Origin of the sequence: Streptomyces sp. NPDC059900 (assembly GCF_050270335.1) — a bacterium.
Classification (GTDB): domain Bacteria; phylum Actinomycetota; class Actinomycetes; order Streptomycetales; family Streptomycetaceae; genus Streptomyces.
Genome location: NZ_JBNNJZ010000638.1, coordinates 1 through 4,337, shown reverse-complemented (window position 1 = coordinate 4,337; position 4,337 = coordinate 1). Strand labels below are relative to the sequence as shown.

Sequence of the window (4,337 nt, the reverse complement as noted above, 5' to 3'; positions counted from 1 at the left end):
TGGACGGCGAGAGGGACTACCGCAAACTCGTGCCGACCCAGCGGCTCGGCGACCGCAAGGGCGACGGCACCCAGCGGGACAGGGTCTCGCGGGCCTTCAGCGATCTGGCCCCCATTCCGGGCGGGGCGACCGGCCTGTACGACACCACGCTGGCGGCGTACAAGGAAGCCGTGTCCAGCTACGCGAGCGGCAAGTTCAACGCGGTCGTGGTGCTCACGGACGGCGTGAACCAGGACCCGGGCTCCGTCTCGCGCAGCAACCTCATCAAGCAGCTGGAGAACCTCTCCGACGCCAAGCGCCCGGTGCCGCTCATCGCGATCGCGGTCGGCCCGAACGCGGACAAGGAAGAGGTGGTGCAGATAGCGGAGGCCACCGGCGGATCAGGTCACCAGGTCGACGACCCGGCGCAGATCCACGCGGTCATCCTCAAGGCCATCATGGAGGCGGGCAGCCACGGCTGAGCCCGCCTCCCCTCTCGGTTCATGACGCCTCAGCTGAGGACGGCGGGCTCGGGCAGCCCCACCGGCCAGGTGTGCACGGGGTCCCCCGCGTGCATCAGCTCGGCGTAGCGCCGGGTGGTCGCGGCGAGTGCGGCCTCGCGTTCGAGCCCCGTCTCCAGGGCCTGGTGGTACGTCGCCGCCTGCCAGGACGCCCCGTTCACCCGCCGCCGGCACCGCTCCTCGATGACGCCGAGATAGAAGTCCCGGTCGGCGGCCTCGACGCCCCATGCGTCGAGGCCCGCCGCGGCCAGCGGCAGCAGCTCGTCGCGGACGAGAGCGACCGCCGGCACCTCGCCGACCCCTCCGTACCGGCCGCGCCGCGGCCACTGGAGACGAGCCTCGATGCCGTCGCGGCACGCGGTGTCGAAGTTGCGCTCCGCGGCCTCGAAGGGCAGCCGGGACCACACGGGCCGCGGCTCCTCGGCAAGGGCGCGTACGACGCCGTAGTAGAAGGCGGCGTTCGCGATGACGTCGGTCACGGTGGGGCCCGCGGGCAGGACGCGGTTCTCCACCCGCAGGTGCGGGACGCCGCCCGCGATGCCGTACACGGGCCGGTTCCAGCGGTACACGGTGCCGTTGTGCAGGACGAGTTCTCCCAGCTGCGGCACGCGGCCGTCGTCGAGCACCTCGAGGGGGTTCTCCTCGTCCATGAGGGGCAGCAGCGCGGGGAAGTACCGCAGGTTCTCCTCGAAGAGCTCGTACGCGTCGCTGATCCAGCGCTCCCCGAACCAGGTCCGCGGCCGCACGCCCTGCGCCTGGAGCTCGGGCGGGCGGGTGTCGGTGGACTGCAGGAACAGCGGGGGCCGCGACTCGCGCCACAGTTCGCGCCCGAACAGGAACGGCGCGTTGGCGCCGACGGCCACCTGCGCCGCGGCGACGGCCTGCGCCGCGTTCCACACGTCGGGGAAGCGGTCCGGCGTGACCTGGAGGTGCAACTGCACGGACGTGCAGGCCGCTTCGGGGGCGATCGACGCGGAGGTGCAGGTCAGCCGCTCCACGCCTTGGATGTCGAGGACGAACTCCTCGCCGCGGGCCGCCACGATCTGATCGTTGAGCAGGGCGTAGCGGTCGACGTCGGAGAGATTTCCCGAGACGAGGTCGTGGTGCGCGAGTGTCGGCAGAATTCCGATCATCACGATGCCGGCGTTCACCTCGTTCGCTTTCCGGTGGGCATAGGCGAGGCCGGTGCGCAGCTCCTCGGCGAGCCGGTCGAGAACGCGTCCGCCCAATCGGTGCGGGGCGATATTGACTTCAAGATTGAACATTCCGAGTTCTGTCTGGAAGTCGCGGCTCGCGATGCGTTCGAGAACTTCCGCATTCAGCATTCTCGGCATGCCGTCGGGCCCCGCGAGATTCAGCTCGATCTCCACGCCCATGAGGTTCTTGGGCCTGTCGAACCGCTCCTCGTCCAAGAGCCTCCGCAGCCCCGCCAGACACTCCCTGAGCTTGCTCCGGTACCGGTTCCGCTCGGCCAGGTCAAACGTTCCTGCTACGACCTTCTCCCCCATCGAAGCGTCCCTCCTCTGCTGGGCTCTGATGGGCAGCCAATGATCCCGGCCGCTGTGTCTCGACCAATGATGCCCTGCAATGTGATCGATAACGCCCCGCACATGCCCCCGGCCCAGTAGGCTCGGGGCCATGTCCGGGCGGCACATTCACCAGGCATGGGGTGTCCGGCAGGAATCCCCGCTGCGCACCCTGGTGAAAAACGCCGATGAGAATCGGCCGTCCGCTCCCGTACAGGGAGCCGAGGTCAAACGCCCGGGCTCATCGGGAATCGGGTTAAAGCCCGCAAAATACCGACCGGATATCGCCTTGCAGGCAATATCGGGTGCGGTTAGCCGAAACACTGCCTGAACACGTGTCGTATAAACTCCGCGAACGAGGCAGAGAGTTGGCGCCCGCGGTCCCCTGCCCGCCCCCTCTGTCCCCGGAGCAGACAGCGACGTCCGCACCTGTCCTCGTTCCACCGTGCCTGTCGAATGAGAGAGGCGACCCATCATGCCGCTGCAAGTCCCCCCGGCTCCCGCGCCCGCCCTGCGCAGCGTCCTCGCGGCACTCGGTTCACCCACCGCCGTACGCGAAGCCCGAACCCCTTCCCTGCGCGCCGCACAGGGACCCGCAAGCCCCGAACTCCCTTTGCCCGTACATGTCCTGGACCGGATCACCCCGTCGGACACCTCGCCCACCCGGCTCGCGGGGTGGCGTTTCCTGATCCGCTGCGGCGAGCGAGCCGTCGCCGCGGCCGACACCATGCTGACTCCCGACGGATGGACCTTCTCCCACTTCTTCGAGGGCCCCTACATCGCGGCCACCGAGCGCGCCCTGCGCCATGCCGAGGCGATGCAGATGCCCTACCAACCACGACTGCTGTCCGTACCCGAGCTCTACATGCTGACGCTATGGCTGCACGGCGACTGCACCGCGGACGGCGCGGGCGGAAACCTCGCGCCCTCCGACATCCTCGTGCCCCTGGCGCCCGCGCCCCCCGGCATCGCCGCACACCGCCCGCACCGCGCCGCGGAACTTCTCAAGGTACTCACCCACCGCATGACCCCGGCACCGCTGCTCGGCTCACCCGCCTGACCTCGCCGTACGTTCCCGTGCCCCGCCGCCGATCACGGCCGCGGGGCTCGGCGCGTCCCGCACCCCTCCCGCACTGCTCCGGCACCCATACGGACTAGCCCGGTATGACCACCCCGAACCACCCGAAGAGACAGTGCAGTTGGGCTGAACCGTCCGGGCGGGTGATACGTCCTTAAGCAGTAAGGAGCGCTGCCGCTAAATCCCTGCGGATTGACGCCCGTAGGGCAACACTGGGACCGGACCGATTGAACGGGGGGCGGCCATGAACACCGCATCGAGCCGCAAGGCAGACGTCACAGCCATCACACCGCAGCGAAAGAACCCTTCCATGTGCCAGCATCAACCACCGTGCCCGACAGCAGACTCCGCAGACCGGGAAGCCGCGCTCCTCATGGCGAGCCACCCGGAGCAGGGCTGGAGCCTGCTGTGCAACGGCGTCCTTCTCTTCGAGGACACCGGTGAGCTGCTGCCGGACGGACAGATCATCGCCCCGCACCGACCGCTGGGCACGGACGCGATCATGACCGCCGCTTGACACCGCAGCGACACGGCACGGACAACAGCACGGACAACAAAGGGGCCGACCCGGAGAGACAACCTCCGGACCGGCCCCGACGCATGTTGCGGACGCGATATCAGTCCTCGTACGCATCCAGCGGCGGGCAGGAGCAGACCAGATTCCGGTCGCCGTACGCCTGGTCGATGCGGCGCACCGGCGGCCAGTACTTGTCGGCGGCCACCACACCGGCCGGGAACACGGCCTCCTCGCGGCTGTACGCGTGCTTCCACTCACCGCCGAGCGCGGCAGCGGTGTGCGGCGCGTTCCGCAGCGGGTTGTCGTCGGCGCTCCACTCGCCGCCGACCTTCTCGATCTCCGCGCGAATGCTGATCATCGCCTCGCAGAACCGGTCGATCTCGACCAGGTCCTCGCTCTCGGTCGGCTCGATCATCAGCGTCCCGGCCACCGGGAACGACATAGTCGGCGCGTGGAAGCCGTAGTCGATGAGGCGCTTGGCGATGTCGTCGACGCTGACACCGGTCGCCTTGCTCAGCGGGCGCAGATCGATGATGCACTCGTGCGCGACGAGCCCGCCGGGACCGGTGTAGAGCACCGGGTAGTGCGGCTCCAGGCGCTTGGCGATGTAGTTCGCGGAGAGCACCGCGACCTGCGTGGCGCGCTTGAGGCCCTCGCCGCCCATGAGGCGTACGTAGGCCCAGGAGATCGGCAGGATGCCGGCCGAGCCCCACGGC

At 69.1% G+C, this 4,337-nt stretch carries 4 protein-coding genes and 1 pseudogene; 3 read left to right on the top strand and 2 right to left on the bottom strand.

All coding sequences use genetic code 11. The annotated features are described in order from the left end of the window. Window positions 1–461 (top strand): VWA domain-containing protein (locus ACQKIP_RS40960; RefSeq protein ID WP_427745341.1); only part of this gene is annotated, 461 nt, incomplete at its 5' end. Between the two features lie 29 nt (window positions 462–490). Here ACQKIP_RS40960 and ACQKIP_RS40955 read toward each other — a convergent pair. Next, window positions 491–2,008 (bottom strand): glutamate--cysteine ligase, encoded by a 1,518-nt coding sequence (locus ACQKIP_RS40955; RefSeq protein WP_365866067.1) that lies wholly within the window; start codon window positions 2,006–2,008, stop codon window positions 491–493. A 493-nt stretch (window positions 2,009–2,501) separates the two neighbouring features. On the opposite strand from ACQKIP_RS40955, the gene ACQKIP_RS40950 reads away from it, so the two are divergent. Both ACQKIP_RS40950 and ACQKIP_RS40945 read left to right on the top strand, forming a co-directional pair. Further along, the gene (locus tag ACQKIP_RS40950; protein WP_365866066.1) at window positions 2,502–3,086 is read left to right on the top strand and encodes a hypothetical protein; all 585 of its coding nucleotides are present in this window, start codon (window positions 2,502–2,504) and stop codon (window positions 3,084–3,086) included. A gap of 328 nt (window positions 3,087–3,414) precedes the next feature. Next, window positions 3,415–3,621 carry a DUF5999 family protein gene (locus ACQKIP_RS40945; protein ID WP_361195351.1) on the top strand — a complete coding sequence of 69 codons (207 nt, stop codon included), beginning with the start codon at window positions 3,415–3,417 and terminating at the stop codon, window positions 3,619–3,621. A 100-nt stretch (window positions 3,622–3,721) separates the two neighbouring features. On the opposite strand, the pseudogene ACQKIP_RS40940 reads toward ACQKIP_RS40945, so the two are convergent. Further along, window positions 3,722–4,337: pseudogene (locus tag ACQKIP_RS40940) on the bottom strand (glycine dehydrogenase (aminomethyl-transferring)); the annotation flags it as partial.